Origin of the sequence: Burkholderia sp. AU18528 (assembly GCF_002223215.2) — a bacterium.
GTDB lineage: Bacteria > Pseudomonadota > Gammaproteobacteria > Burkholderiales > Burkholderiaceae > Burkholderia > Burkholderia semiarida.
Map to the genome: position 1 here is coordinate 22481 of NZ_NKFC02000004.1, position 23406 is coordinate 45886.

Genomic DNA, 23406 nt, shown 5'->3' on the forward strand with positions numbered 1-23406 from the left:
CACGCAAGAGCACTTTATGAGCAAAGACTACAAGGATCTGCTGGTTTCCCTCGACATCGGCACGTCGAAGGTAGTGGCCATCGTCGCCGAGCTGAAGGGCGAGGGTCACTACGAGGTGATCGGTCTCGGCCAGAGCGAGTCGAAGGGTCTGAAGAAAGGTGTGGTGGTCAATATCGAGGCCACCGTGCAGTCGATCCAGCGCGCGCTCGAGGAAGCCGAGCTGATGGCCGACTGCAAGATCACCAACGTGTTTACGGGGATCGCGGGCAGCCACATCCGCAGCTTCAACTCGAGCGGGATGGTCGCGATCAAGGACAAGGAGGTCACGCAGACGGACGTCGCGCGCGTGATCGAGACCGCGAAGGCGATCAACATCCCGACCGACCAGCAGGTGCTGCACATCCTCACGCAGGAATTCATCATCGACGGCCAGGAAGACGTGCGCGAGCCGATCGGGATGAGCGGCATCCGGCTGGAAGTGAAGGTGCACATCGTGACGGGCGCGGTGAGCGCCGCGCAGAACATCGTCAAGTGCGTGCGCCGCTGCGGGCTGGAAGTGAACGACCTGATCCTGCAGCCGCTCGCGTCGTCGCTGGCGGTGCTGACGGAAGACGAGAAGGATCTCGGCGTGGTGCTGGTCGACATCGGCGGCGGCACGACGGACATCGCGATCTTCGCCGAAGGCGCGATCCGCCACACAGCGGTGATTCCGATCGCCGGCGACCAGATCACGAGCGACATCGCGATGGCGCTGCGCACGCCGACGCCGGATGCGGAAGACATCAAGGTCGGCTACGGGATCGCGAAGCAGGCGCTCGCCGATCCGGACGAAATGGTCGAAGTGCCGGGCCTCGGCGAACGCGGCCCGCGCACGCTGTCGCGCCAGGCGCTCGCGGCCGTGATCGAGCCGCGCGTCGAGGAACTGTTCTCGCTCGTGCAGCAGGTCGTGCGCGAGTCGGGTTACGAAGAACTCCTGAGCTCCGGCGTGGTCATTACCGGCGGCGCTTCGATGATGCCGGGCATGGTCGAGCTCGGCGAAGACATTTTCCTGAAACCGGTGCGCATCGGCGCGCCGGAATATGCAGGCGGCCTCTCCGACGTCGTGCGCAATCCGCGCTACTCGACGGCGATGGGGTTGCTCGTCGAAGGCAGTGCGCAGCGCATGCGCGGCCGCAAGGTCGCCGTGCAGTCCGGCAACGCGGGGCAGGTGTTCTCGCGGATGAAGGAATGGTTCCTGAGCAACTTCTGACGAGTCGAACCGAATCGAAATTCGCGCTGGTGCCGGCGGCTGGCGCGCGACAGGGGGTTGCCCGATCTCCTGCCGAATAACGGCCGAGTAGCAGTCATTCTCTTGACGGAGGCAACATGGAATTCGAAATGCTGGAAACCGAGACCAACGGCACCATCATCAAGGTGGTCGGCGTTGGCGGCGCTGGCGGCAATGCCGTCCAGCACATGATCAACCGCGGCGTGCAGGGCGTCGATTTCATCGTGATGAACACGGACGCCCAGGCGCTGTCGCGTTCGCGTGCATCGTCGGTGATCCAGCTCGGCAACACGGGTCTTGGCGCCGGTGCGAAGCCGGAAATGGGCCGTGCGGCAGCGGAAGAGGCGCGTGAGCGCATCGCCGACGCACTGCGCGGCGCGCACATGGTATTCATCACGGCCGGCATGGGTGGCGGCACGGGCACGGGCGCGGCGCCGGTGGTCGCGCAGATCGCGAAGGAGATGGGCATTCTGACGGTCGGTGTCGTCAGCAAGCCGTTCGAGTTCGAAGGCGGCAAGCGCATGCGCGTCGCCGAAGCAGGCTCGCAGCAACTGGAGGATCACGTCGACTCGCTGATCGTCGTGCTGAACGACAAGCTGTTCGACGTGATGGGCGACGACGCCGAGATGGACAAGTGCTTCCAGTGCGCGGACGACGTGTTGAACAACGCGGTGGCGGGTATCGCGGAAATCATCAACGTCGACGGCCTCGTGAACGTCGACTTCGAAGACGTGAAGACGGTGATGGGCGAGCAGGGCAAGGCGATGATGGGCACGGCGACGGTCGCCGGCGTCGATCGCGCGCGCCTCGCGGCGGAACAGGCCGTGGCGAGCCCGCTGCTCGAAGGCGTCGATCTGTCGGGCGCGCGCGGCGTGCTGGTCAACATCACGTCGAGCCGCTCGCTGCGCCTGTCGGAAACGCGCGAAGTGATGAACACGATCAAGAGCTACGCGGCGGAAGATGCGACGGTGATCTTCGGTGCGGTGTACGACGACGCGATGGGCGATGCGTTGCGCGTGACGGTCGTGGCGACGGGTCTGGGCCGTGCGGCGAAGAAGCAGCAGTCGGCACCGATGACGCTGCTGCGCACGGGTACGGACAACCAGCCGGTCAGCGCGGTGTCGCACGGCTATGCGCCGGCGCATCACGTCAGCACGGCCGACTACGGCGCGCTCGATACGCCGGCGGTGTGGCGCAACTCGCGCGAAACCGCGGCATCGCACGTGCAGGCGCTGCAGGAGAAGGGGGTCGACACGTACGACATCCCGGCTTTCCTGCGCAAGCAGGCTGACTGACGCAAACACAGGCGAAGCCGCGGCGACACCGCCGCGGTATCGCCGGCGTGACGGATGTCACGGACCACGACAGGCCGCGTCGGATGCGACGCCGGGCCGGGAAAGGTGCCCTCTTCGCTTGAGCGGAGCGGGATGGGCCGTGCTGTCCGCGACACGCTGAAAAACCGTATCGCTATGAGGGACCAGCCATGATTCAAGTGGGCGACGCGCTGCCCGACGCGCAATTGTTCGAGTTCGTCGACGACGCGCGCGAAGGGTGCACGCTGGGGCCGAATGCCTTCAGCGTGCGCGACCAGGTTGCGGGAAAGCGGGTGGTGATCTTCGGATTGCCGGGCGCGTTCACGCCGACCTGCTCGGCGCAGCATGTGCCGGGCTACGTCGAGCACGCCGAGCAACTGCGCGCGGCGGGTATCGACGAGATCTGGTGCGTGTCCGTCAACGACGCATTCGTGATGGGCGCATGGGGACGTGATCTGCACACCGCGGGCAAGGTGCGCATGATGGCGGACGGCAGCGCGGCTTTCACTCATGCGCTGGGGCTGACGCAGGATTTGTCCGCGCGTGGCATGGGAATTCGTTCCCTGCGCTACGCGATGGTGATCGACGGCGGTGTGGTCAAGACGCTGGCCGTCGAGGCGCCGGGCAAATTCGAAGTGAGCGATGCGGCGAGTGTGCTCGCGACGTTGACGTCCTGATCGTGCGGCGCGCCGTTGCCTTCCGGCAACGCTGCTCGCCGGCCTCAGGGCAGTTGTAACACGGGTCGATGACCGGAAACGCCTCCGTTCCGGGCATCGGCCCGTCCCGTATCGGCGCGGGTAAACAGTCGAAACAGATTGATACGCAGTTTCAGACAGCGTTGAATTGGGAATTACGCTATAATCGCGCCTATCGAATATAACTCCTGATTGATATCCTCAATCAAGACGAAGAAGACCATGTTGAAGCAGCGCACCATCAAATCCATCGTGAAGACCGTCGGTATCGGTCTCCACTCGGGCCGCAAGGTCGAACTGACGCTCCGTCCGGCCGCGCCGGGCACGGGTATCGTGTTCTCGCGCGTCGACCTGCCCACGCCCGTCGATATTCCGGCCTCCGCGATGTCGATCGGCGACACGCGGCTCGCGTCGGTGCTGCAGAAGGATGGCGCGCGCGTGTCGACGGTCGAGCACCTGATGTCGGCGTGCGCCGGCCTCGGCATCGACAACCTGTATGTCGACGTGACGGCCGAGGAAATCCCGATCATGGACGGCAGCGCCGCGTCCTTCGTGTTCCTGATTCAATCCGCCGGCATCGAAGAGCAGAACGCGCCGAAGCGCTTCATCCAGGTGAAGAAGCCGGTCGAAATTCGCGATGGCGACAAGTTCGCGCGTCTCGATCCGTATTTCGGCTTCAAGCTGAAGTTCACGATCGACTTCCGTCACCCGGCCGTCGACAAGACCGGCCAGGAGTTGGAGGTCGATTTCGCGAATACGTCGTACGTACGCGAGATCGCGCGCGCGCGCACGTTCGGTTTTGCCCATGAAGTCGAAATGATGCGCGAGCTGGGTCTCGCCCGCGGCGGCAGCATGGACAACGCGATCGTGCTCGACGAGTACCGGATCCTGAACAACGACGGGCTGCGCTACGACGACGAGTTCGTGAAGCACAAGATGCTCGATGCGATCGGCGACCTGTACGTGATCGGCCACCCGCTGCTGGCGTCGTACACCGCGTACAAGTCGGGCCACGGGCTGAACAACGCGTTGCTGCGCGAGTTGCTCGCGCACGAAGACGCGTACGAGATCGTGACGTTCGACGATCCGCAGGCGGCGCCGAAGGGGTTCGCGTTCGACGCGCAGACGGCCTTCGCGTGAACTGTGTTCAGCGCAAGCAATAAAAAAGCGACCCTCGGGTCGCTTTTTTATTGGCGGGCCGCCGCCTGCGGCCCTGGCGATCAACGCGGCTTCGCGCCGTGCCGTGCCGCCATCCGCGCGAGCGCCGCCTGCAGCGGCGACGGTTCGAGGTGATCGGCGAGGTCGCGCAACGCGGCGGCGCCGGCCGAGGTCATCCGCGCCTGCTTCACATGTGGCGGTTCGGGCGCGTCCTTCGGCCGCACGCGCACCCGCAGCGTCGTCACCGGCCAGCCGCGCTTCTGGAGATCGCCGAGCAGCCGCACTTCGACCTGCCGCAGCCGTGCTGCCAGCGCATTGTGTGCGGCAAAGAGGGTCAGGGTGCCGTCCTTGATGAAGCCCGGTTCGACGTGATTCGCCAGATAATCGGGCAGGCACGCGCCGAGGTCGCGCTGCAGCGACGCGATCTGCTCGACGCCGGCGCGCAACGCCGCGAACGCGTCGGTACGGCCGAGCACTTCGGACACGGGTTGCGGACGATAGGCGGCGAGCGGGCCGAAACGCTTGGAAAATCGGTTCATCGAGGCTTTCTTCGAGCGCGCACGCGCGCGGAGGTTGCAGCCGATTGTACTCGCGCCGGCTCGCGCACGCGCGGCTTTCGCCCCTGTCCGCCCGGCCCCGGCGCGCGATGGCCGTCCGGCCGGGACGCGGGCGCATGCGTCCCCGCGTGCTAAAATTCGACGTTTGAGTCCACTAATTCGCTAAGCCGCCGAGGCTCGGGCGCCGGGGCGCGCAACACGCGCCGGGCGCCGGTGCTGCGACGCAGGATCCGATCCGATGACAACCGGTTTTCTCCAGAAAATTTTTGGCAGCCGCAACCAGCGGCTCGTCAAGCAATACCAAAAGACCGTCGCGACGATCAATGCGCTCGAAACGCAGATCGAGAAGCTGACGGACGACCAGTTGCGCGGCAAGACGGACGAATTCCGCCAGCGGGTCGCGGCCGGCGAGTCGCTCGACAAGCTGCTGCCCGAAGCGTTCGCGGTCTGTCGCGAGGCAAGCCGCCGCGTGCTGAAGATGCGCCACTTCGACGTGCAGCTGATCGGCGGCATGGTGCTCCACTACGGCAAGATCGCGGAAATGCGCACCGGCGAGGGCAAGACGCTCGTCGCGACACTGCCCGTGTACCTGAATGCGCTGGCCGGCCGCGGCGTGCACGTCGTGACCGTCAACGACTACCTCGCGCAGCGCGATGCCGAGTGGATGGCGCGCCTCTACAACTTCCTCGGTCTGTCGGTCGGCATCAACCTGTCCGGCATGGAGCACGACCAGAAGCAGCAGGCGTACGCGGCGGACATCACGTACGGCACGAACAACGAATTCGGCTTCGACTACCTGCGCGACAACATGGTCTACGAGACCGACGCGCGCGTGCAGCGGGCGCTGAATTTTGCCGTCGTCGACGAAGTGGACTCGATCCTGATCGACGAAGCGCGTACGCCGCTGATCATTTCGGGTCAGGCCGAGGATCACACCGAGCTGTACGTGCGGATGAACGCACTGCCGCCGCTGCTCGAGCGCCAGATCGGCGAAGAGAAGGCCGACGGCACGGGCGTCGAGAAGCCGGGCGACTACACGCTCGACGAAAAGTCGCGCCAGGTGTTCCTGACGGAATCGGGCCACGAGAAGGCCGAGCGCCTGCTCGCCGAATGGGGCCTGATCGGCGAGGGCGAGAGCCTGTACGCGCCGCAGAACATCACGCTGATGCACCACGTGTACGCGGCGCTGCGCGCCCACACGCTGTTCCACAAGGATCAGCACTACGTCGTGCAGAACGGCGAAGTGGTGATCGTCGACGAATTCACGGGCCGCCTGATGGCCGGCCGCCGCTGGTCCGACGGCCTGCACCAGGCGGTCGAGGCGAAGGAGCACGTGAAGATCCAGAGCGAGAACCAGACGCTCGCGTCGATCACGTTCCAGAACTACTTCCGGATGTACGCGAAGCTTGCCGGCATGACGGGTACCGCGGACACCGAAGCGTACGAATTCAACGAGATCTACGGCCTCGAGACGGTCGTGATCCCGACCAACCGCCCGCCGAAGCGGATCGACAAGCAGGACCAGATCTACAAGACGGCCAAGGAGCGCTACGACGCGGTAATCCGCGACATTCGCGACTGCTACGAGCGCGGCCAGCCGGTGCTGGTCGGCACGACGTCGATCGAGAATTCCGAACTGCTGTCGCACCTGCTGAAGCAGGCGGGGCTGCCGCACGAAGTGCTGAACGCGAAGCAGCACGAGCGTGAAGCGGCGATCGTCGCGGAAGCCGGCCGTCCGAAGCGCATCACGATCGCGACCAACATGGCTGGCCGCGGTACCGACATCGTGCTCGGCGGCAACGCGGAGAAGCAGGCGGCGTTCATCGAGGCCGACGATGCGATTCCGGCCGACGAGAAGGCACGCCGCATCAAGCAGCTTCACGACGAGTGGGAAACGCTGCACGAGGAGGTGAAGGCCGCAGGCGGCCTGCACATCATCGGCACCGAGCGCCACGAATCGCGCCGGATCGACAACCAGCTGCGCGGCCGTGCGGGCCGTCAGGGCGATCCCGGCTCGTCGCGCTTCTACCTGTCGCTCGACGATCCGCTGCTGCGCATTTTCGCGGGCGACCGCGTGCGCTCGATCATGGATCGCCTGAAGATGCCGGAAGGCGAGGCGATCGAGGCCGGCATCGTCACGCGGTCGATCGAATCGGCGCAGCGCAAGGTCGAGGCGCGCAACTTCGACATCCGCAAGCAGCTGCTCGAATACGACGACGTGTCGAACGACCAGCGCAAGGTGATCTACCAGCAGCGCAACGAACTGCTCGAAGCGCACGACATCACCGAGACGATCACCGCGATGCGTCACGGGGTGATCACCGAAGTCGTCCGCCAGTTCGTGCCGGAAGGCAGCATCGAGGAGCAGTGGGACGTGCCGGAGCTCGAGGAAGCGCTGCGCAACGACTGGCAGCTCGATCTCGCGATCCAGGAAATGGTGAACGAGTCGTCGTCGATCACGGCCGACGAGATCCTCGACGCCGTGACGACGGCCGCCGACGAGCAGTACGAGGCGAAGGTCGCGATGGTCGGCCGCGAATCGTTCAGCGCGTTCGAGCGCTCGGTGATGCTGCAGACGGTCGACCGCCTGTGGCGCGAGCACCTCGCGGCGCTCGACCACCTGCGCCAGGGTATTCATCTGCGCGGCTACGCGCAGAAGAACCCGAAGCAGGAGTACAAGCGCGAGGCGTTCGAACTGTTCGCCGCGATGCTCGACGCGATCAAGCAGGAAGTCACGCGCATCGTGATGAACGTGCAGATCCAGTCGCCGGAGCAGCTCGAGGAAGCCGCCGAACAGATCGAGGAGCGCAGCGGTCATCTCGAGAACGTCGAATACCAGCATGCCGATTACGCGGACGCCGGCGCGCCGGTGGCGAACGTCACGGCAGCCGCGGCGGCCACGGCGACGGCCGACATGGTCGGCAGCGCGATGACGCACAGCGGGCCCGGCGGCGAAATGCCGAAGGTCGGCCGCAACGATCCGTGCCCGTGCGGCAGCGGCAAGAAGTACAAGCAATGTCACGGGAAGCTGTCATGATCGGCGGCGGCGCGCATCACGCGCGCCGCGTCGTTCGCAGCTTCCAGTCAGTGACGTGAGTTGTGGCGGCCCGCGCGTGCGGCCGCCGGTTCTTCCAATCGATGCCGGCACGTGCCGGCATTTTCCATCCGGCAGGTGTGCCCCATGGCTGTCAATTTTCCGTCGATCGATCCCGCCCAACTCCATCCCGTCGCCGGCGTCACGCTCGGCTGGGCGGAAGCGAACATCCGCAAGCCGAATCGCAAGGACGTGCTGGTCATCTCCGTCGACGAAGGCGCGGCGGTCGCGGGCGTGTTCACCGAAAACCGTTTCTGCGCAGCGCCGGTCACCGTCTGCCGCGAGCACCTGGCGAAGGTGCGTGCCGGCGGCGCGGGCATTCGCGCGCTGGTCGTGAATACGGGCAATGCGAACGCGGGCACCGGCGAGCCGGGCCTCGTGAACGCGCGCGAAACCTGCACGGAACTCGCGCGTCTGGCCGGCATCGAGCCGGCGCAGGTGCTGCCGTTCTCGACCGGCGTGATCCTCGAGCCGCTGCCGATCGATCGCCTGAAGGCCGGCCTGCCGGCCGCGCTCGCGAACCGCAAGGCCGCGAACTGGTTCGACGCCGCGCAGGCGATCATGACGACCGACACGCTGCCGAAGGCGACGTCGCGCCAGGTGACGATCGACGGCCACACGGTCACGCTGACGGGCATCAGCAAGGGCGCGGGCATGATCAAGCCGAACATGGCGACGATGCTCGGCTTCCTCGCGTTCGATGCGAACGTCGCGCAGCCGGTGCTCGACACGCTCGTGAAGGAAGTCGCCGACCGCTCGTTCAACTGCATCACGATCGACGGCGACACGTCCACGAACGACTCGTTCATCCTGATCGCGTCGGGCAAGAGTACGCTGCCCGCGATCACGTCGACCGATTCGCCCGCCTATGCGGCGCTGCGCGACGCGGTGACGGAAGTCGCGCAGGTGCTGTCGCAACTGATCGTGCGCGATGGCGAAGGCGCGACGAAGTTCATGACGGTGCAGGTCGAAGGCGGCAGGAGTGTCTCCGAATGCCGCCAGATCGCGTACGCGATCGGCCATTCGCCGCTCGTGAAGACCGCCTTCTACGCATCCGACCCCAACCTCGGCCGGATTCTCGCGGCGATCGGCTATGCGGGCGTCGCGGATCTCGACGTCGGCAAGATCGATCTTTATCTCGACGACGTGCTGGTCGCGAAGGCGGGCGGCCGCAATCCGGCCTACCAGGAAGAAGACGGCCAGCGCGTGATGAAGCAGAGCGAGATCACGATCCGCGTGCTGCTGGGGCGCGGCGATGCGCAGGCCACCGTCTGGACGTGCGACCTGTCGCACGATTACGTGAGCATCAACGCGGATTACCGCTCCTGATCGGGAGCGCTCGAACGACATGGACAAGCTTGAACAGTTTCTGACACGCGCGGAAGCGCTGCTCGGCCGTCTCGAAGGGATGTTGCCGCCCGCGCCGGCGGCCATCGACTGGAACGCGGCGCACGCGTTCCGCTGGCGCAAGCGCCAGGGGCGCGGTTACCTGCAGCCGGTGCCGGCCGTGTCGTCGATCACGCTCGGCGACCTGCACAACATCGACCGCCAGAAAGCGCTGATCGACCAGAACACGCGCCAGTTCGTGCAGCGCAAGCCGGCCAACAACGTGCTGCTGACCGGCGCACGCGGTACCGGCAAGTCGTCGCTGATCAAGGCGTGCCTGAATGCGTACGCGAACGACGGGCTGCGCCTGATCGAAGTGGACAAGGACGACCTGCACGATCTCGGCGACATCGTCGACCTGATCTCGCAGCGGCCGGAGCGGTTCATCGTGTTTTGCGACGACTTGTCGTTCGAGGACGGCGAATCGGGCTACAAGGCGCTGAAGGTCGCGCTCGACGGCTCGATCGCCGCGCAGTCGGACAACGTGCTGATCTACGCGACGTCGAACCGCCGTCACCTGCTGCCCGAGTACATGAGCGACAACGAGTCGTACAAGCATCTGCCGGACGGCGAGATTCACCCCGGCGAAGTCGTCGAGGAGAAGATCTCGCTGTCGGAGCGCTTCGGCCTGTGGGTCAGCTTCTATCCGTTCAAGCAGGACGACTACCTCGACATCGTCGCGCACTGGCTGCGTCACTTCGGCTGCCCGGATGCGGAGATCGAGACCGCGCGCGGCGACGCGCTCGTATGGGCGCTCGAGCGCGGCTCACGCTCGGGCCGCGTCGCGTGGCAGTTCGCGCGGGACTGGTCGGGCCGCAAGGAGCAGGCATGAGCGCGGATCAGGCACAAGGCGCCGTGCGGGCGCCGGACGGCCGCAAGGTGACCGAAGTCGCGGTTGGCGTGATGGTGCAGCCGGACGGCAGGTATCTGCTCGCGCAACGCCTGCAGGGCAAGCCGTATGAAGGTTACTGGGAGTTCCCGGGCGGCAAGCTGGAGGCCGGCGAAAGCGTCGAGGACGCACTGGCGCGCGAGCTGCACGAGGAACTCGGCATCGAAGTCACGGCCAGCCACCGCTGGCACACGCTCGAGCACGATTATCCGCACGCGTATGTCCGGCTCTATTTCTGCAAGGTGACGGGCTGGACGGGCGAGCCGCACAGCAAGGAAGGACAGGCGTTCGTGTGGCAGCAACTGCCGGTCGAGGTCGCGCCGCTGTTGCCGGCGGCGCTGCCGGTGCTCGAACTGCTCGAGAAGGAAGCGGCGTCGCAGTGACGCCGCGGCGGCCTGCCTGAAACGCAGGCCATATTGGCGGACGGCGCCGCGCGCCGCTCAACTGTCGCGGCGATTGTCCGTGCCGTCTTCTTCCGACGACGGGCCCTCGTCGGAAGAACCGCCGATCCGATACTTTTCCGCGGCCCATGCGCCGAGGTCGAGCTGCTTGCAGCGGGCCGAACAGAAGGGACGGAACTTGTTTTCAGGCGTCCAGCGCACTTCTGCGCCGCACGAAGGACATTTCACGACGGTAGTCATACGAAAGCGTTGAACCGGCACGCGGCCGTTACAGATTACACAGGGTCAGATGGAACGGCACGTCGATGTCCACCGCGCGCGGCCGCACGTCGCCGTCCTGCATCGTGAACCGCACCCACAGCATGTATTTGTTGGCGCTCGCCTCGGGAATCACGCGCAGCTCCGGCGACACCCGCACCTGCATCAACTGATAGCTGCGCCCGGACAGCATCTGCTGGTAGCTGCCCTGCATCGCCATGACCTTCGACGCCTGACCCGATTCGCGCGCGAGCCGCAGCACGATCGCCGCTGCGTCGCGCAACGGCAGCAACGGCAGGATCCACTTCGCGATGTCCTGGCGCCGCTGCTCGGCCGGCCATTGCTGCCACGCGTAGTACGACGGCAGGTCGAATTTGCACGTACCGCCCGGGATCACCGCGCGGCTGCGGATGCTGGCGAGCCACTCGTTGTCGACGAGGTGCTGGCCGGTCTTGCCCTGCATCTGCGCGAGATTCGCGAGCGTCTGCTCGATTTCGCCGAGCACGGCTTCGAGCGCGTTCTGCTCGATGCCCGGATTGCCGCGAAAGGGGGCGAGCGTCTGGCGTTGGCGTTCGAGCTCCTTCATCAGATCCGATTTCAGGTCCGCGCGGCCCGTCACCTCGGCGATTTCGAACAGCGTCGTCAGCGCGACGTGGTGCTCACGCGGGTCCTCCTGAGCCAAAAAGAACGCGAAGCGCTCGAACAGATCTTCGAGACGCAACAGCGTGCGAATTCGCTCGTTGAACGGATACTCGTAAAGAATCAAGCGCGCTCGCCTCTTGGGTAGGGATTGAAACAATGAAGGACATTCTAATGCCCCCTCTCTACCCTAGCAACGCGCCAATTTCGTACACCATCAGGATTGCATGCGATGCTCAGTGCGCGGCTGCGAATCCGACGTAGCGTTGGTGCAGTGCATCGACCTGCGCGGCGAGCGCGTCGGGCGTGACCGCGTCGTTGACGATCACGTCGTCGGCCGCCGCGAGGCGGGCCTCGCGCGTCGCCTGTCGCGCGATGATCGCTTCGACCTGTTCGCGCGTGAAGCCGTTGCGCCGCATCACGCGCGCGATCTGCGTTTCGACCGGGCAGTCGACGACGAGCACGCGATCGCTCCGCGCCTTCCAGGTGCCCGACTCGACGAGCAGCGGCACGACGAACATCACGTACGGGCCCCGCGCCTCGCGCGCCTCGCGGTCGGTCTCCGCGCGGATCAGCGGATGCGTGATCGCTTCGAGGCGCCGGCGCGCGTCGTCGTCGCTGAAGATCAGCGTGCGCATCTTCGCGCGATCGAGCGAGCCGTCGGCGGCCACGAAGCCGCGGCCGAAGGCCTGCTCGATCGCCGGCATCGCGAGACCGCCCGGCGCGGTGATGCGGTGGGCGATCAGGTCGGTATCGACGAGCGATGCGCCACGGGCGCCGAACAGGTCGGCAACGGTCGTCTTGCCGCTGCCGATGCCGCCCGTGAGTCCTACTGAAAACATGTCAGCCTCCGAGCGCCGCATAGAAAGGGGTGCCGAAAAACAGCGTGGCGACGCCGCCGGCCGCGAGGAACGGGCCGAACGGAATCGGCTCCTCGAAGCGCATGCGGCCGCGCCAGGTCGCGACGAGCCCGACGATCGCGCCGGTCACCGCCGCGAACAGCACGACCTGCGGCAGCGCGGCCCAGCCCATCCATGCGCCGAGCGCGGCAAGCAGCTTCAGGTCGCCGAAACCGATGCCCTCGATGCCGCGCAGCCACTTGAACAGCCAGTAGATCGACCACAGGAACAGGTAGCCGGCCATCGCGCCGATCACGGCCGAGCGCAGCGACGTGAAGGTGCCGCCGAGGTTGAGCGCGAGCCCGGCCCACAGCAGCGGCAGCGTCATCGAATCGGGCAGGTAGCCGGTGCGGATGTCGATCGCGCTCATCGCGAGCAGCGCCGCGCACAGCGCGAACGCGGCAAGCGCGGCGACGGTCGGGCCGAACGCCGCGAGCGAGACGGCGGCGAGCAGCGCGCACGCGAGTTCGACGAGCACATAGCGGATGCCGATCGAATGGCCGCAGCGCCGGCAGCGCCCGCGCAGCACCAGGTAGCTGACGAGCGGGATGTTCTCCCAGGCGCGTAACACGTGGCCGCAATGCGGGCAGGCGCTGCGCGGGCGCCACAGATCGTAGCGCGGCGGATAACCGTCGTCGGGCGGCGGGGGCTCGGTGCCCGTCGCTTCGGCGATTTCGGCCTGCCACGCACGCTGCATCATCACGGGCAGCCGGTGCGCGACCACGTTCAGGAAGCTGCCGACGCACAGGCCGATGACGATCGCGAACGCATACTGCAGCGCAGGCGGCAGCATCGCCAGCGCGAGCAGCGTGCTCTCGGGCGAATCGGAAACGGCGGGCAGGAGCGCTGGCGTCATGAGGATCAAGGTTCGGGACAAAAAGGCGACAGAGTCGGTTGCGATGCTACACCACGTTGCCGAGCTGAAGGATGGGCAGGTACATCGCGATCACGAGGCCGCCGACGAGCGCGCCCAGGACGATCACGATCAACGGTTCGCCGAGCGCCGCGAGCGCATCGAGGCGCGCGTCGAGCTGACGTTCGCACAACGCGGCGATGTCGGCGAGCATCGTGTCGAGCGCACCGGTTTCCTCGGCGACGGCGATCGGTTGCACGACGTCGTCCGGAAAGCAGCCGGCCGAATGCATCGCATCGGCCAGGCGCACGCCGCGCAACACGCGTGCGGCGATGTGCGCGGTAGCCTGCGCGAACACCGGGTGGCCGGCCGTGCGCTCGAGCGTGGCGAACGCATCGGCGAGCGGCACGCCGGCGCCGAGCAGGGTCGCTAGCGAGCGGCACCAGCGTGCGGCCGCGAACCGCTCCAGCGCGCTGCCCGCGAGCGGGGCGCGCAGCAGGTGTCGCGCGAGCGCATGGCGCAATGCGGACGAGCGCCGAAGCGCGTGCTGCGCGGCAAGCCCCGTGGCGGCCGCGCCGGCCAGCAGCACGCCGCCCCACGCCGACAGCGCGGAGGACAGCGCGAGCAGCGCGCGGGTCGGTGCGGGCAGGGCGGCGCCGAAACCGTCGAAGATCTGCCGGAAGGTCGGCACGACCCACACCATCAATGCTGCCGAGATCGCGAGCGCGAACAGGATGACGGCGGCCGGATACGCGAGCGCGGCACGCAGCTTGCGCCATTGCGCGTCGGCGCGCTCGCGGTGTTCCGCGACCCGCGTCAGCACGATGCCGAGCGAACCGGACGCCTCGCCGACCTCGATCAACTGACGATACAGCGTACCGAACTGCGAGGGATAACGTGCGAGTGCGTCGGCGAAGCGCCGGCCGCCGACGATCTCGCGGGCGAGCCCCGCGGCGATGCGCGGCACGCCGTCGCGCGTGCGGGTGCGCGCGAGCATCTCGAGCGACGGTGCAAGCGGCAGGCCGGCCTGCAACAGGCTCGCGAGCTGGCGCGTGAAGCGTGTGATGTCACGGGCGCCGGCCGCCGGCGGACGGGCCGGCCCGCGGACGTCGAGCGATAGTACCGCGATGCCGTCGCGCGCGAGCGTGGCGCGCGCGGCCGCCGCGTCGAAAGCGATGACGATCCCGCGGCGCGGCGCGCCGTCGCGATGGCGGCCGCGCCATGCAAAGCGGGTTTCGCGCGGTGGCGTGCGCATCTTCACGCCGCGGGCGTGGCGGCGACGGCTTCAGCGATGCTCGTCGTGCCGTCCAGCACGCGCGCGAATGCCGCGTCGCGCAGGGTACGCACGCCCTCGGCCGCCACGCATTGCGCGAGTTCGCGGACGCTTGCCCGCGCGACGATGCGCTCGGCCAGCCCGGGCGATACCGGCATCGTCTGATGCAGGCCGATGCGGCCGCGATAGCCGATTCCGTGACAGGCGGAACAGCCGCGCGCGACGAACGGCCGCCAGCCGGTTGCCAGCGCCGCCGGGTCGCAGCCGGCTTCCCGCAGCGCGCGCGCCGATGCGTCCGAATGCACGCGGCAGGCGACGCACAGGCGCCGGACGAGGCGCTGCGCGGTGACGAGGTGCAGCGCGGCCGCGACGTTGTACGGTGCGACGCCGATGTCGAGCAGCCGCGCGACGGCGGCCGGCGCGTCGTTCGTATGCAGCGTCGACAGCACGAGATGGCCTGTCTGGGCGGCCTTGATCGCGACATCGGCCGTCTCCGCATCGCGAATCTCGCCGACCATGATGACGTCGGGATCCTGTCGCAACAGCGCGCGCAGCGCGGTCGCAAACGTGAGACCGGCCTTGTCGGCGACGCCGACCTGGTTGATCCCGTCGAGCTGGATCTCGGCGGGATCCTCGACCGTACAGACGTTGTGCGCGTCGCGATCGAGCATCTGCAGTGCGCAGTAGAGCGACAGCGTCTTGCCGCTGCCGGTCGGGCCGGTGACGAGCACGAGGCCATGCGGCGCGCGGATCGCGGCCTCCATCGCGGCGGCCTGCCGCGCGTCGAAGCCGAGGTTGGCAAGCGTGAGATCGGGCGGCAGCGTTTCGAGCCGCCGCAGCACGAGCTTTTCGCCGAACAGCGTCGGCAGCGAACTGACGCGGTAGTCGCCGCGCGTGCCGCCGTCGATCGCGATGCGCAGCCGGCCGTCCTGCGGAAGCCGCCGCTCGGCGATGTCCATGCGCGAGAGCACCTTGATCCGCGTCACGAGCGCATCGCGCAGGTGCAGCGGCGGTCGCGCATGTTCATGCAGTACGCCGTCGATGCGCAGACGGATGCGCCAGCCGGCTTCGAACGGCTCGACGTGGATGTCTGACGCGTCGCGCACGCGCGCCGCGTGCAGCGTGTCCGTCAGCAGCCGTACGGCGGGGGCATCGTCGAGCTGGGCCGCATCGAGTGCATGGGGTGCGGCGGCGTGCGCGGGCGCCGACTGCGTGTGCGGCGACGCCCCGGAGGAAGGGAAGTGCATGTGAGCCGGCACGCTGGCCGCCTGTTGACCGTGATGCGCAGATGATCGCGCGTCGCGGGCGGCGCCGGCAGTCGGCCGTTCGGCTAGCGGGAGGCGGCGCGCCCGGTGCGCGTGCCGCGCGGCTTGAAGAGCTTGACGGTACGTACTGCCTGATCGTCGCTGCGCATCACTTCGAGCATCACGTCGCCGATTTTCAGGCACACGTCGTCTTCAGGAATTTCCTCGAGGATCTCGAGCACCAGCCCATTCAGCGTCTTCGGCCCGTCGGTCGGCAGTTTCAGGTGCAGCCAGCGGTTCAGTTCGCGCAGCGGCATGCTGGCCGACACGATGCATTCGCCGTTCTCGTCCCAGCCACCCGCGCGTTCGCTGCGCGGCATCGACGTCGTGAATTCGCCGATCAGCTCCTCGATGATGTCCTCGGGCGTGACGAGTCCTTCGAGCTCGCCGTACTCGTTGACGACGAGCGCGGTGCGCTGCCGCGTTTCCTGGAAGAACTGGAGCTGCTGGACCACCGGCGTGCCCGACGGCACGTAGTACGGCTCGGCGAGCAGCGTGCGCAGCGTCTCGCGGTCGAAATCCTGGTTGTGCAGCCCGGTGAGCGTCTTGCGCACGTGCAGTACGCCGAGCACCTTGTCGATGTCGCCTTCGTAGACCACCAGGCGGTTGTGATAGCAGGTTTCGAGCTGATGCAGGATGTCGTCGAGCGGCGCGTAGAAGTTGAGCGACTCGATCTGGCGGCGCGGCACCATCACGTCGTCGACCGTGATGTTCTCGAGGTCGAACAGGTTGAGCAGGATGCTGCGGTGCTTGGTCGGCATGAAACTGCTCGATTCGAGCACGATGGCGCGCAGCTCGTCGGCCGACATTCGCTGGTCGCGGCCCTTCTTCGTGTTGATGCGCAGCACCCACAGCACGCCGTTCGCGAGCGCATTGACGAACCAGACGACCGGCTTGAACACGCGCATCAACGGGGCGATCACGAGGCTCGCGGGCAGCGCGATGCGCTCGGGGAACGTCGCGCCGACGATCTTCGGCGCGATTTCCGCGAACACGATGATCAGGAACGCGACGACGCCGGTCGCGATCGACAGCGCGAGGTTGTTGCGGCCGAACGTATGGAGCGCGAGCGACGTCGTGAGGACCGGAATGATCGTGTTGAACAGGTTGTTGCCGATCAGGATCACGCTGAGCAGCAAGTCAGTGCGCGTGAGCAGCCCCTGCGTGGTTTTCGCGCCGAGCACGCCCTGGCCGGCGAGATGCTTCAGCCGATGGCGATTGAGCGCCATCATCGCGGTCTCGGAAATGGAAAAGAAGCTGGAACAGAGGAGAAGCAGGAAGACGGCGCCGATTTGCGCCCATAAGGGAATTTGGTCCACGCGTTGGAAAGGGCAGTGAAGGACAGGGATGGGGCAAATATAGCAGAGGCCGGCGACCGCGATGTGTCGCGCGCGACACGAGGGCCCGCGGCGGCCGGACGAAAAAAAACCGTGCACAAGGTGCACGGTTTTTTTAAATCTGGTCGGGGTGAGAGGATTCGAACCTCCGGCCTCTACGTCCCGAACGTAGCGCTCTACCAGGCTAAGCTACACCCCGATTTTTGCTCTTCGGACTTCGCCGTCTTCTTGAAGATCGCTGCGTCGTCACAAGCAAGAACGTAACTATAACGATGTTTTTTCTAAAAGGGAATACTTTGGTGAAGAAATTTTTCGAGACAAGGCGTCGCTTCCCGTTCGCCGCGTGTTTACGACTGCCGCGACGTCGAGTATGAACACAACCCGAGCAGGCTTTCCTTGTAGATCGAATCGGGGAACGCGGCAATCGCCGCCGCCGCCGCCTGCGCTTCCTGGCGTGCGCATTCGAGCGTGTGGTCGAGCGCGCCCGAGCGCGTGATCGCTTCGAAAATCGTGTCGAAGCGATCGGTGCCGCCGTGTTCGATCGCCTCGCGGGCGAGCGCCGACTGGTCGGGCGTGCCGCGTTCGATCAGATAGATGAGCGGCAGCGTCGGCTTGCCTTCGCGCAGGTCGTCGCCGGCATTCTTGCCCATTGCCTCCGCGGTGCCCGCATAGTCGAGCCAGTCGTCCATGATCTGGAATGCGGTGCCGATCCGGCGGCCGTATTCGGCGGCGGCGGCCTCGGTCGGCGCGTCGGCGCCCGCGAGCACCGCGCCCAGGCGGGCCGACGCCTCGAACAGCTTCGCCGTCTTGTAGCGGATCACCTGCATGTAGCGCGTCTCGTCGACGTCCGCGTCGTGCATGTTCAGGAGTTGCAGCACCTCGCCTTCCGAAATGATCGTCGTCGCTTCGGACAGGATCTCCATCACGCGCATCTTGCCGACGCCGACCATCATCTCGAACGAGCGCGAGTAGAGGTAATCGCCTACCAGCACGCTCGCCGCGTTGCCGAACAGCGCATTGGCGGTCTGGCGGCCGCGGCGCAGCTCGGATTCGTCGACGACGTCGTCATGCAGCAGCGTGGCCGTATGGATGAACTCGACGACGGCGGCCAGCACGTGCCGCTGGTGCGACGTTTCGCCGAGCGCGCCGGCGACGAGCAGCAGCAACGCCGGACGCAGCCGCTTGCCGCCCGCGCCGATGATGTACTCGGCGATCTGGTTGATCAGCAGCACGTCGGACGCGAGGCTTTGCCGGATAACGCGATTCACCTGCTCCATGTCGCTGGTGATCGGGGCGAGCAGGTGGGCGGCGCTGAGGGTGGGGGAGGCGGTGGACGACGACATGATGATGGAATTGGGTGATGCGGCGGATTATAAGTCGAATCCGCGATATGCCGGTCTGTCAGACATACCCGTGGCGCGATTTTGGCCGTCCGGTCGAGGCCCGCGCGCGGCAATCGTCGATCGGCTTTGACTTGGGTGCTAACCCCATGTATAATCACGTGTTTTCCGCGCGTGGTGTGCGGAAAAATTGGATCCAGAGTGAGGTTCTCAATGTACGCGGTCATAAAAACCGGCGGCAAGCAGTACAAGGTTGCCGTTGGCGAAAAACTCAAAGTAGAACAGATACCGGCTGACATTGACGCTGAAATCACGCTCGACCAGGTTCTCGCAGTGGGCGAAGGCGAATCGATTAAGTTCGGTACGCCGCTGGTCAGTGGGGCTTCCGTCAAGGCCACCGTCGTGTCGCACGGTCGTCATGCCAAGGTCACCATCTTCAAGATGCGTCGCCGGAAGCACTACCAAAAGCACGGCGGCCACCGCCAGAACTACACTGAGCTGCGCATCGACGCGATCAACGCGTAAGCGCCTCGGTAAAGGAGCAATCAGATGGCACACAAAAAGGCAGGCGGCTCTTCCCGGAACGGCCGCGACTCCGAGTCGAAACGTCTCGGCGTGAAAGTGTACGGCGGCCAGGCAATCAACGCTGGCGGCATCATCGTGCGTCAGCGCGGCACGCGCATGCACGCTGGCGAGAACGTCGGCATGGGCAAGGATCACACCCTGTTCGCGCTGGTCGACGGTCACGTCAAGTTCGCGACGAAGGGCGCGGACAAGAAGCATCTGGTCATCGTTGTCCCGGCGGCTGCCTGAGTCAGGCACCCACGGGCTTCGTAGCCGAAAGGCCCCGCAGTCTTCGCGGGGCCTTTTTTATTGGGTCGCCGGCCGCAAATGCGGGCCGGCGACCCTCGCGCAACCGGCGTACGATCGGCCGAACGGCAGATTGTTCAAGCGTGTCGGCGCGCGGCACAATAGCGGAAATACTGGGCGGAGTGACGAATGAAGTTCATTGACGAAGCACGAATCGAAGTCATCGCCGGCGACGGAGGCGATGGCAGCGCGTCGATGCGCCGCGAGAAATTCGTCCCGTTCGGCGGGCCGGACGGCGGCGACGGCGGCCGGGGCGGCAGCGTTTACGCGATCGCCGACCGCAACATCAACACGCTGATCGACTACCGTTACGCGAAGAAGCATCTCGCACGCAACGGCGAAAACGGCCGCGGCTCGGATTGCTACGGCAAGGGTGGCGACGATGTCACGCTGCGCATGCCGGTCGGCACGATCATCAGCGACATGGATACCGGCGAGCTGATCGCCGATCTGACCGAGCACGACCAGCGGGTGATGCTCGCGCAGGGCGGCGCCGGCGGCCTCGGCAACCTGCATTTCAAGTCGAGCACGAACCGCGCGCCGCGCCAGAAGACGGACGGCAAGCCGGGCGAGCGGCGCATGCTGAAGCTCGAGCTGAAGGTGCTCGCCGACGTCGGCCTGCTCGGCATGCCCAACGCGGGCAAGTCGACCTTCATCTCGTCGGTGTCGAACGCGAAGCCGAAGATCGCCGACTACCCGTTCACGACGCTCGCGCCGAATCTCGGCGTGGTGCGTGTCGGGCCGAGCAAGAGCTTCGTGATCGCCGATATCCCGGGGCTGATCGAAGGGGCGGCCGAAGGCGCGGGCCTCGGGCATCAATTCCTGCGCCACCTGCAGCGTACCGGCGTGCTGCTGCATCTGGTCGATCTCGCGCCGTTCGACGAAAGCGTCGATCCGGTCGCGGAAGCGACGGCGATCGTCGGCGAGCTGCGCAAGTACGACGAGGCGCTCTACGAGAAGCCGCGCTGGCTCGTGCTCAACAAGTTGGACATGGTGCCGGAAGACGAGCGCGAGGCGCGCGTCGCGGATTTCCTCGACCGCTTCGGCTGGGACGGCCCCGTGTTCGAGATCTCGGCGCTCACGGGCCAGGGCTGCGAAGCGCTGTGCTACGCGATCTACGACTACCTCTCCGAACATTCGGACGCGCATCGCGCGGCGGAGGCGGAGGATCTCGCGGCGGACGTGCGTTTCCGCGAGGCGCCGTCGGCGAAGGGTGGTGCGGCGCCGGGCGACGACGCCTGAACGGTTCGCTGACGCGCCGGGCGTGCCGCCCGGCGTTGGCGTTCCATCGGGCCCGGCCGGGGCGGGCATCAGATACAGGAGACAGTGCAGGATGCGTTCGATCATCGCGGATTCGAAGCGATTGGTGGTGAAGGTGGGCTCCAGCCTCGTGACCAACGACGGCAAGGGGCTCGATCATGCTGCAATCGGCCGCTGGGCAGCCCAGATCGCTGCGCTGCGTGCGCAGGGCAAGGAAGTCGTGCTCGTCAGTTCGGGCGCGATCGCCGAAGGCATGCAGCGGCTCGGCTGGAGCAAGCGGCCGCGGGAAATCGACGAGTTGCAGGCCGCCGCCGCGGTCGGCCAGATGGGGCTCGCGCAAGTCTACGAAAGCCGCTTTACCGAGCACGGCATCCGCACCGCGCAGATCCTGCTCACGCACGCCGACCTGGCGGATCGCGAACGCTATCTGAACGCGCGCTCGACGCTGCTCACGCTGCTGCGGCTCGGCGTCGTGCCGATCATCAACGAGAACGACACGGTCGTCACCGACGAAATCAAGTTCGGCGACAACGACACGCTCGGCGCGCTCGTCGCGAACCTGATCGAAGGCGATGCGCTGATCATCCTCACCGACCAGTCGGGGCTGTTCACGGCCGATCCGCGCAAGGATCCGAATGCGACGCTCGTCGGCGAGGCCAATGCGGGCGCACCGGAGCTCGAGGCGATGGCAGGCGGAGCCGGTTCGAGTCTGGGCCGCGGCGGAATGCTGACGAAGATCCTCGCGGCGAAGCGGGCGGCGCACAGCGGCGCGAATACCGTGATCGCAAGCGGCCGGGAGTCCGACGTGCTCGTGCGGCTGGCGGCCGGCGAGGCGATCGGCACGCAACTGATCGCACGGACGGCGCGGATGGCGGCACGCAAGCAATGGATGGCCGATCATCTGCAGGTGCGCGGCCATGTCGTGATCGATGCCGGCGCGGTCGAGAAGCTGACGGCCGGCGGCAAGAGCCTGCTGCCGATCGGCGTCACCGACGTGCAGGGCGCGTTCGCGCGCGGCGAGGTGATCGCGTGTGTCGGCCCGGACGGGCGCGAGGTGGCGCGCGGGCTCACGAACTACAGCAGCGCGGAAACGAAGCTGATTCACCGCAAGCCGAGCGGCGAGATCGAGGCCGTGCTCGGCTACATGCTGGAGCCCGAACTGATTCATCGCGACAACCTCGTGCTGGTGTGATCGCCAGCCGGTTTTCGTCGTCGAAATGAAAAAGCCCGCATCGCGCGGGCTTTTCGTTGCAGCGGGGCGATGCGGGCGACGGGCCCCCGCGCGTCGTCAGCGCAGCTGCGTCATCGCGGTGCGGTGGAACCGGATGTTTTCGAGGATCTGCCGGGTGGAGCCCTGGGGCATCTTGTTCGAGCAGAAGTAGTCCTGGTAGAGCGCGGAGTGGTAGGCGTTCAACTCGCCGTTCTCGATGCGCCGCCAGTCGTTCTCGACGGTGCGATCCCAGCCGTTGTGGTCCGCGTTCAGGCCGGCGTACTGGCGCCATTCGTAGGTGTCGCAGCGGATGCCTTCGTAGTTCACGTTGCGCGCGCCGGCCGGGCTCGTGATCACGACGGCGTAGCGCACGACGCCGTCGGTGCCGACGTCGAGCGACTTCGCATCGACGAAGAACTTGAGCGGCGTGTTCTGCGACACGTTGAATGGCAGCAGATCGCCCGTTTGCGGCAGCGGCGGCAGCGTGTCGACGGCGTTTTCCTTCCAGGTTCCCTGACGGTCGAGCAGGTACACGAACTCGCTGTCATCCTTGTTGGACGGCGCTTTCGAGTTCGCGCAGCCGGCCAGGGCGGCCATCGCGGCGATCGATGCGAGCGCGAGAGCAATCGCTTTCAATATGCATTCCTCGTAAAAAAAGGGCGCGACACCAAGGTCGCGCCCGGTCATGCAGTCCAACTCGTCATTTGCCGACGATCACGCGGGGCGGCATCTCGTCGAGCGTGCTCGCTTCCACTTCGATCTCCGAACAGACTACCGATGCGTCGACAATCGTCAGCGTCTGGGCCTGTGCGCCGATGACGCGCGGATAGCGCGACACACGCGGCCCGCGCGGCTTCTCGGCTCGCTGCGCCGGGCGGCGCAGGAAGCGCGACAGTTCCGTCAGCGCCAACTGATAGACATCCCGCTTGAACTCGATCACCGCATCGAGCGGCACCCAGTACTCGTTCCAGCGCCACGCATCGAACTCCGGGTGATCGGTCGCGCGCAAGCAAATGTCGCAATCGCGTCCGACCATCCGCAGCAGGAACCAGATCTGCTTCTGGCCGCGGTAATGACCGCGTACTTCGCGTTTGATGAACTTGTCAGGCACCTCGTAACGCAACCAGTCGCGAGTGCGGCCGATTATCTTGACGTGTTCCGGATGCAGGCCCGTTTCCTCGTGCAGTTCCCGGTACATCGCCTGCATGGGGGTCTCGCCGTACTTGATCCCACCTTGAGGAAACTGCCAGGAATGCTCGCGGAGCCGCTTGCCCCAAAACACCTCGTTGCGCGCGTTCAAGAGGATGATGCCGACGTTCGGGCGAAAGCCTTCACGATCCAGCATACAACCACCTTCGAATCCTTTAAAATTGCTTTGATTATAAACAGATAACGGGCGCTGC

23 protein-coding genes and 1 tRNA gene are annotated in these 23406 nt (G+C 66.2%); 12 read left to right on the top strand and 12 right to left on the bottom strand.

The window, feature by feature from the left end; all coding sequences use genetic code 11:
* Positions 1-16: 16 nt before the first annotated feature.
* The 4 genes from ftsA to lpxC all read left to right on the top strand — a co-directional run bounded on the left by ftsA (position 17) and on the right by lpxC (position 4415).
* Positions 17-1249, top strand: a complete 1233-nt coding sequence (gene ftsA, locus CFB52_RS02620) for a cell division protein FtsA (RefSeq protein WP_006487138.1) — start codon at positions 17-19, stop codon at positions 1247-1249.
* 116 nt (positions 1250-1365) lie between these two features.
* Positions 1366-2562 carry a cell division protein FtsZ gene (gene ftsZ, locus CFB52_RS02625; RefSeq protein ID WP_021159911.1) on the top strand — a complete coding sequence of 399 codons (1197 nt, stop codon included), beginning with the start codon at positions 1366-1368 and terminating at the stop codon, positions 2560-2562.
* Positions 2563-2750: 188 nt separating this feature from the next.
* Positions 2751-3257, top strand: a complete 507-nt coding sequence (locus tag CFB52_RS02630; protein WP_059580848.1) for a peroxiredoxin — start codon at positions 2751-2753, stop codon at positions 3255-3257.
* 240 nt (positions 3258-3497) lie between these two features.
* Complete coding sequence (gene lpxC / locus CFB52_RS02635) at positions 3498-4415, top strand: UDP-3-O-acyl-N-acetylglucosamine deacetylase (RefSeq protein ID WP_059580853.1); 918 nt, start codon at positions 3498-3500, stop codon at positions 4413-4415.
* 80 nt (positions 4416-4495) lie between these two features.
* Here the strand turns inward: lpxC and CFB52_RS02640 are convergent, their stop codons facing one another.
* Complete coding sequence (locus CFB52_RS02640; protein WP_006487136.1) at positions 4496-4972, bottom strand: DUF721 domain-containing protein; 477 nt, start codon at positions 4970-4972, stop codon at positions 4496-4498.
* A gap of 256 nt (positions 4973-5228) precedes the next feature.
* On the opposite strand from CFB52_RS02640, the gene secA reads away from it, so the two are divergent.
* From secA to CFB52_RS02660, 4 genes are all read left to right on the top strand, one after another.
* A complete protein-coding gene (secA, locus tag CFB52_RS02645; RefSeq protein ID WP_060312593.1) occupies positions 5229-8027 on the top strand; it encodes a preprotein translocase subunit SecA in 2799 nt (932 codons plus the stop codon).
* Between the two features lie 144 nt (positions 8028-8171).
* Entirely contained in the window at positions 8172-9413 is a 1242-nt protein-coding gene (gene argJ / locus CFB52_RS02650; protein WP_099316050.1) for a bifunctional glutamate N-acetyltransferase/amino-acid acetyltransferase ArgJ, read from the top strand.
* Between the two features lie 19 nt (positions 9414-9432).
* Positions 9433-10302 (top strand): ATP-binding protein, encoded by an 870-nt coding sequence (locus CFB52_RS02655; RefSeq protein WP_027783462.1) that lies wholly within the window; start codon positions 9433-9435, stop codon positions 10300-10302.
* Complete coding sequence (locus tag CFB52_RS02660; RefSeq protein ID WP_059580864.1) at positions 10299-10742, top strand: NUDIX domain-containing protein; 444 nt, start codon at positions 10299-10301, stop codon at positions 10740-10742. The genes CFB52_RS02655 and CFB52_RS02660 overlap by 4 nt, the downstream gene beginning before the upstream one ends.
* A 57-nt stretch (positions 10743-10799) precedes the next feature.
* Here CFB52_RS02660 and CFB52_RS02665 read toward each other — a convergent pair whose 3' ends face one another.
* The 9 genes from CFB52_RS02665 to CFB52_RS02705 all read right to left on the bottom strand — a co-directional run bounded on the left by CFB52_RS02665 (position 10800) and on the right by CFB52_RS02705 (position 18666).
* Positions 10800-11000 carry a DNA gyrase inhibitor YacG gene (locus CFB52_RS02665; protein ID WP_021159902.1) on the bottom strand — a complete coding sequence of 67 codons (201 nt, stop codon included), beginning with the start codon at positions 10998-11000 and terminating at the stop codon, positions 10800-10802.
* Between the two features lie 28 nt (positions 11001-11028).
* Positions 11029-11784 (bottom strand): cell division protein ZapD, encoded by a 756-nt coding sequence (zapD, locus tag CFB52_RS02670; RefSeq protein WP_059580870.1) that lies wholly within the window; start codon positions 11782-11784, stop codon positions 11029-11031.
* Between the two features lie 109 nt (positions 11785-11893).
* The gene (coaE, locus tag CFB52_RS02675; RefSeq protein WP_059580872.1) at positions 11894-12499 is read right to left on the bottom strand and encodes a dephospho-CoA kinase; all 606 of its coding nucleotides are present in this window, start codon (positions 12497-12499) and stop codon (positions 11894-11896) included.
* A gap of 1 nt (position 12500) precedes the next feature.
* Positions 12501-13412: an A24 family peptidase gene (locus tag CFB52_RS02680; RefSeq protein WP_099316051.1), complete on the bottom strand. Its 912-nt coding sequence runs from the start codon at positions 13410-13412 to the stop codon at positions 12501-12503.
* Between the two features lie 46 nt (positions 13413-13458).
* Positions 13459-14664 (bottom strand): type II secretion system F family protein, encoded by a 1206-nt coding sequence (locus CFB52_RS02685; RefSeq protein WP_099316052.1) that lies wholly within the window; start codon positions 14662-14664, stop codon positions 13459-13461.
* 2 nt (positions 14665-14666) lie between these two features.
* Entirely contained in the window at positions 14667-15929 is a 1263-nt protein-coding gene (locus CFB52_RS02690) for a GspE/PulE family protein (RefSeq protein WP_099316053.1), read from the bottom strand.
* Positions 15930-16012: 83 nt separating this feature from the next.
* Positions 16013-17305, bottom strand: coding sequence for an HlyC/CorC family transporter (locus CFB52_RS02695; RefSeq protein ID WP_081059040.1), 1293 nt, complete (start codon positions 17303-17305; stop codon positions 16013-16015).
* A gap of 140 nt (positions 17306-17445) precedes the next feature.
* Positions 17446-17522: transfer RNA gene (locus tag CFB52_RS02700), tRNA-Pro, on the bottom strand.
* Between the two features lie 148 nt (positions 17523-17670).
* Positions 17671-18666 carry a polyprenyl synthetase family protein gene (locus CFB52_RS02705; protein ID WP_059580886.1) on the bottom strand — a complete coding sequence of 332 codons (996 nt, stop codon included), beginning with the start codon at positions 18664-18666 and terminating at the stop codon, positions 17671-17673.
* Positions 18667-18876: 210 nt separating this feature from the next.
* Here CFB52_RS02705 and rplU point away from each other — a divergent pair, with 210 nt between their 5' ends.
* The 4 genes from rplU to proB all read left to right on the top strand — a co-directional run bounded on the left by rplU (position 18877) and on the right by proB (position 21985).
* Entirely contained in the window at positions 18877-19188 is a 312-nt protein-coding gene (rplU, locus tag CFB52_RS02710; RefSeq protein ID WP_006025184.1) for a 50S ribosomal protein L21, read from the top strand.
* A 24-nt stretch (positions 19189-19212) separates the two neighbouring features.
* Complete coding sequence (rpmA, locus tag CFB52_RS02715; RefSeq protein WP_006476999.1) at positions 19213-19476, top strand: 50S ribosomal protein L27; 264 nt, start codon at positions 19213-19215, stop codon at positions 19474-19476.
* A gap of 186 nt (positions 19477-19662) precedes the next feature.
* The gene (gene obgE, locus CFB52_RS02720; RefSeq protein WP_059580889.1) at positions 19663-20775 is read left to right on the top strand and encodes a GTPase ObgE; all 1113 of its coding nucleotides are present in this window, start codon (positions 19663-19665) and stop codon (positions 20773-20775) included.
* Between the two features lie 91 nt (positions 20776-20866).
* On the top strand, positions 20867-21985 hold the full coding sequence (gene proB / locus CFB52_RS02725) for a glutamate 5-kinase (protein ID WP_059580892.1): 1119 nt from the start codon (positions 20867-20869) through the stop codon (positions 21983-21985).
* Positions 21986-22081: 96 nt separating this feature from the next.
* On the opposite strand, the gene CFB52_RS02730 is transcribed toward proB, so the two are convergent.
* Together CFB52_RS02730 and CFB52_RS02735 are read right to left on the bottom strand one after the other, a co-directional pair.
* Positions 22082-22690 carry a CNP1-like family protein gene (locus CFB52_RS02730; protein ID WP_059580894.1) on the bottom strand — a complete coding sequence of 203 codons (609 nt, stop codon included), beginning with the start codon at positions 22688-22690 and terminating at the stop codon, positions 22082-22084.
* 13 nt (positions 22691-22703) lie between these two features.
* On the bottom strand, positions 22704-23348 hold the full coding sequence (locus tag CFB52_RS02735) for an RNA pyrophosphohydrolase (protein ID WP_006496762.1): 645 nt from the start codon (positions 23346-23348) through the stop codon (positions 22704-22706).
* Between the last annotated feature and the right edge of the window lie 58 nt (positions 23349-23406).

What these genes read in the sequence shown, in the direction of transcription:
- ftsA (WP_006487138.1), top strand. Translation starts at nt 17, where the DNA reads ATGAGCAAAGACTACAAGGATCTGCTGGTTTCCCTCGACATCGGCACG.
- ftsZ (WP_021159911.1), top strand. Translation starts at nt 1,366, where the DNA reads ATGGAATTCGAAATGCTGGAAACCGAGACCAACGGCACCATCATCAAG.
- CFB52_RS02630 (WP_059580848.1), top strand. Translation starts at nt 2,751, where the DNA reads ATGATTCAAGTGGGCGACGCGCTGCCCGACGCGCAATTGTTCGAGTTC.
- lpxC (WP_059580853.1), top strand. Translation starts at nt 3,498, where the DNA reads ATGTTGAAGCAGCGCACCATCAAATCCATCGTGAAGACCGTCGGTATC.
- CFB52_RS02640 (WP_006487136.1), bottom strand. Translation starts at nt 4,972, where the DNA reads ATGAACCGATTTTCCAAGCGTTTCGGCCCGCTCGCCGCCTATCGTCCG.
- secA (WP_060312593.1), top strand. Translation starts at nt 5,229, where the DNA reads ATGACAACCGGTTTTCTCCAGAAAATTTTTGGCAGCCGCAACCAGCGG.
- argJ (WP_099316050.1), top strand. Translation starts at nt 8,172, where the DNA reads ATGGCTGTCAATTTTCCGTCGATCGATCCCGCCCAACTCCATCCCGTC.
- CFB52_RS02655 (WP_027783462.1), top strand. Translation starts at nt 9,433, where the DNA reads ATGGACAAGCTTGAACAGTTTCTGACACGCGCGGAAGCGCTGCTCGGC.
- CFB52_RS02660 (WP_059580864.1), top strand. Translation starts at nt 10,299, where the DNA reads ATGAGCGCGGATCAGGCACAAGGCGCCGTGCGGGCGCCGGACGGCCGC.
- CFB52_RS02665 (WP_021159902.1), bottom strand. Translation starts at nt 11,000, where the DNA reads ATGACTACCGTCGTGAAATGTCCTTCGTGCGGCGCAGAAGTGCGCTGG.
- coaE (WP_059580872.1), bottom strand. Translation starts at nt 12,499, where the DNA reads ATGTTTTCAGTAGGACTCACGGGCGGCATCGGCAGCGGCAAGACGACC.
- CFB52_RS02680 (WP_099316051.1), bottom strand. Translation starts at nt 13,412, where the DNA reads ATGACGCCAGCGCTCCTGCCCGCCGTTTCCGATTCGCCCGAGAGCACG.
- CFB52_RS02685 (WP_099316052.1), bottom strand. Translation starts at nt 14,664, where the DNA reads ATGCGCACGCCACCGCGCGAAACCCGCTTTGCATGGCGCGGCCGCCAT.
- CFB52_RS02690 (WP_099316053.1), bottom strand. Translation starts at nt 15,929, where the DNA reads ATGCACTTCCCTTCCTCCGGGGCGTCGCCGCACACGCAGTCGGCGCCC.
- CFB52_RS02705 (WP_059580886.1), bottom strand. Translation starts at nt 18,666, where the DNA reads ATGTCGTCGTCCACCGCCTCCCCCACCCTCAGCGCCGCCCACCTGCTC.
- rplU (WP_006025184.1), top strand. Translation starts at nt 18,877, where the DNA reads ATGTACGCGGTCATAAAAACCGGCGGCAAGCAGTACAAGGTTGCCGTT.
- rpmA (WP_006476999.1), top strand. Translation starts at nt 19,213, where the DNA reads ATGGCACACAAAAAGGCAGGCGGCTCTTCCCGGAACGGCCGCGACTCC.
- obgE (WP_059580889.1), top strand. Translation starts at nt 19,663, where the DNA reads ATGAAGTTCATTGACGAAGCACGAATCGAAGTCATCGCCGGCGACGGA.
- proB (WP_059580892.1), top strand. Translation starts at nt 20,867, where the DNA reads ATGCGTTCGATCATCGCGGATTCGAAGCGATTGGTGGTGAAGGTGGGC.
- CFB52_RS02730 (WP_059580894.1), bottom strand. Translation starts at nt 22,690, where the DNA reads ATGACCGGGCGCGACCTTGGTGTCGCGCCCTTTTTTTACGAGGAATGC.
- CFB52_RS02735 (WP_006496762.1), bottom strand. Translation starts at nt 23,348, where the DNA reads ATGCTGGATCGTGAAGGCTTTCGCCCGAACGTCGGCATCATCCTCTTG.